Here is a 3,512-nt window from a genome sequence, read left to right on the forward strand (position 1 = left end):
TGGCTTCCCTTTATAAAATCTTGCTGGCTTCCCTTTATAAAATCTTGCTGGCTTCCCTTTATAAAATCTTGCTGGCTTCCCTTTATAAAATCTTGCTGGCTTCCCTTTATAAAATCTTGCTCATTTCGTAGAACAGGTTTTTTCGGATTCTGTAAACCAGCTTTTTCTTTGAGTCGTAATGTTCTCCAATTTGGAATTTGAAAACGTCCAAATAGTTTTTCGGAGGAACTATTTACTTGAGTGGAAGGATTTAATTGTAATGCTTGATTTTCTCTATTTAGTTGCGGGATTCCACTATTAAATAAGTCTTCAAAAGTTAACCAGTCATCTGTTGATTGGCTTTGTAATTTAGAATTAGGTTTAATCGTAGGAAGATATCTTGTTGGTGGAGTTTGCTTAATTTTTTTACCTTTGGGTTCCCCATAAAAGTAATTCAGCGCTGCTGAAATCAAAGCTTGAATTCTGGACTTGTATGATTCTAAATTACCATCAGCTACAACTTGTTTTGTGTCGAGGGTTATATTACGATACTCCGAAGATGTAACGTTTTGCGTATCTCCATATAAAAAGATGTCTAATTTTGCTTTTGCTACTTTAATTAGTTGATTGCTGCGCTGTCGTACTATAGCTTGAGCGCGGGATACGGGAACTAAAGCGTTTTCTAATTTCGCAACAGCAGTATCTAAAGATGCTACTGTACTTGGATTAATTTGTATATTGTATTCCTCATTGACATTTACCCCAGGTAATGCATTTGTTTGATTAACATTATCTTTATCTGGAGAAAGTGTTTTTAATATATTTTCTACTTTGGATAATAATTTTTCTGGCTTTTCTTGAGATAACCGCCAAGAACGCCAATAATTAGCAATTTCAATGATAATCTTGTTTTCTAACGCTTGCTGTTGCGATGCAGTTAAAATATCAAGAATTTCGTTTTCGCTGGTTACAAGTACTAAATTTTGACTGCACAGTTGTGAAGCAATTCCCCGAATTTTTGGAGCAGAATATTTTAAATTACTTGGGGAATTTTGCTCGTTTGGTTGATTAATTGTAGTGCGAGCATCTTGCTCGCTAGCTTGAAGCCCGCTATCTTGAATATGCTCGCTAGCTTGAAGCCCGCTATCTTGAATATGCTCGCTAGCTTGAGCATCTTGCAGGCTTGGCTGATTAGATAAGGAGCTAGACGCGGACACTACGATATTTGCTTTAGAAGTGCGAGAAATAGATAATTGCCAATCCCCTGAAGAGGGAATATATTGCGTTTCGATATTTTCTAGGACTCTTGCGATCGCAGTGTCGGTAGCTAAAGGAATTTCTTCTGGTGGTGCTGCGGGAAGTTGCGTTCCAGCGGAATCAACGGCTTTTTGTAACAGTAAATATATGGATTGAGAAAGTGCTTCAATTGACCAACTTGTGGCAACTTGTAACTGTCGCAACGAGCGTCCGAATCCTTCACCGAAGCGTGTGGATTGTTTGTGAAAGAAGTTAAATAGCCTGCTTTGATAGCGTCCTTTGGGAGCAGAAGGCATGGTAGGAAGTTAGGAGTTAGGAGTTGGGAGTTGGGAGTTATTTGAAAAACCTTACCCCACCTCCGGCACCTTACTAAGGAGAGGGAAAGGGGTGAGGTTAATTTTGTATTCTAATCAACTGAAAACCACTATATGTGAAAAAATCATCAAAAATTGTTACATAACAAAATTTCTAAATGTTTTTCTAAAGATTTATCGGTATCCTTTTTTTAAGTTCTTTTACTATTAAGCATATAGAACTTTTTACCCGATTTTAGCGGAAATATGACTAATTCCATACCTGAATCTAATACAAATCTAAATTCACCAACTAATTCGCAAATTATTCTGCAAGCGGTTGAAAAGTTACGTGCTTTTTCTGAAACGGATGTTCGCTCAAATTGGCGCAGTTTTTCAGGTGATATGAGTGTTAATGAGGTTTTCGCTGCCGATTTTTCTAGTTGGGATAGTACGGAATTAAACGCTAAAGGACATATTGCTTGGGAAAAGGGTAAAAATGTGTTTTGGTTAACACAAAAAATTATCGTTCCCCAAGATTTGCAAGGTTATCCGGTCGCAGGTTTGTGTTTGCGATTGGCTTTGGTTTGGTGGGCTGATTCCGCTCAAGTCTATATTAATGGTTCTTTGGTAGCTCAGGGCGATTTATTTGATTTTTCGCAACGAGTTTTATTGAATGAGCAGGTAACACCGGGTGAAGAGTTTAATGTTGCTTTGCGTTTGGTAAGTCCGGGACACGATAATGGTGCTTTGGTAAATTCGAGGTGCGTTTATGAAGCTGTGGGGAATAATCTTGATCCCGGTTTTGTCGCGTCGGAGTTGGCGATCGCACAGCGTTATTATGAAGCTTTTGCTCCCGATGAGTTAGATGTGGTTGCGGGGTTGGTGAAGGAAGTTGTTGGGGAAATTGACGCTGAGGAAGAAGGAAGAGAAGTAAAGGAGGTAGTTGATAAATCGCTGGGTTTTCTAAGTAATAGGCTTAATCAATCCAAAATCCGTCTTGAAAAGTTTGATGGGACGGAAACCGACCCCATCAACTTTCCGCAAAATCTAAAATCTAAAATTCATCTTGTTGGTCATGCACATTTGGATATGGCTTGGTTATGGCGGGTATGTGATACTTGGGAGGCTGCGAAGAATACTTTTACGTCGGTTTTGAAGCTGCAAGAGGATTTTCCGGAGTTGATTTTCTGTCATTCGACTCCAGCGCTTTATGCTTGGGTGGAAGAAAATTGTCCAGATTTATTTGCACAAATAAAAAAAGCTGTTGAAAATAATCTTTGGGAAGTTGTGGGCGCTTTTTGGGTGGAACCGGAGTTAAATATAATTTCTGGTGAATCGATTGTTCGTCAATTATTATACGGTCAACGCTACGTAAAAGAGAAGTTTGGTAAGTTTTCCACGGTTGCATGGCTTCCTGACAGCTTCGGCTTTTGCTGGACTTTACCTCAATTTATGATTGGTGCGGGAGTGGAATATTTTGTTACTCAAAAGCTGATTTGGAACGATACAACTAAATTTCCTCACGGAGCTTTTTGGTGGCGATCGCCAGATGGTAGCGAAATATTCAGCTTGATGTCAGCGCCGATTGGTGAAGGTATCGACCCAGTAAAAATGGTAGAGTACGCGATCGCTTGGGAGAAACAAACGGGTTTACAAGATTATCTCTGGCTTCCCGGAGTCGGCGATCACGGCGGCGGACCCACCCGTGATATGCTCGAAATTGCCCGACGCTGGCAAGATTCACCTTTATGTCCCGAACTTGAATTCACCACCGTTGAGAAGTATTTGCGGGGGATTCAGGGACAAGGGGATGGGGAGATGGGGAGATGGGGAGATGGTGAATCCACTCTCGTGCGGAGGTTCCCTCCGTTGAGAGAAGTGGTGAACCCGTTCGCGAAGCGTCTCCGTAAGGAGAAGGGGGAGATTGGGAGATGGGGAGATGGGGAGATGGGGAGATGGGGAGATGGGGAGATGGGGAGA

General features: G+C 40.9%; 1 protein-coding gene and 1 pseudogene. One reads left to right on the forward strand and one right to left on the reverse strand.

What is annotated here, in order from left to right; genetic code table 11:
• On the reverse strand, positions 1–1,532 hold a 1,532-nt coding region (locus VB797_RS11265), incomplete at its 3' end, for a hypothetical protein (protein ID WP_323237770.1).
• A 264-nt stretch (positions 1,533–1,796) separates the two neighbouring features.
• Between VB797_RS11265 and VB797_RS11270 the strand changes: the two are divergent.
• A pseudogene (locus VB797_RS11270) lies at positions 1,797–3,512 on the forward strand (alpha-mannosidase); the annotation flags it as partial.

Source organism: Rivularia sp. UHCC 0363, from assembly GCF_034931125.1.
Taxonomy (GTDB): Bacteria; Cyanobacteriota; Cyanobacteriia; order Cyanobacteriales; family Nostocaceae; genus Rivularia.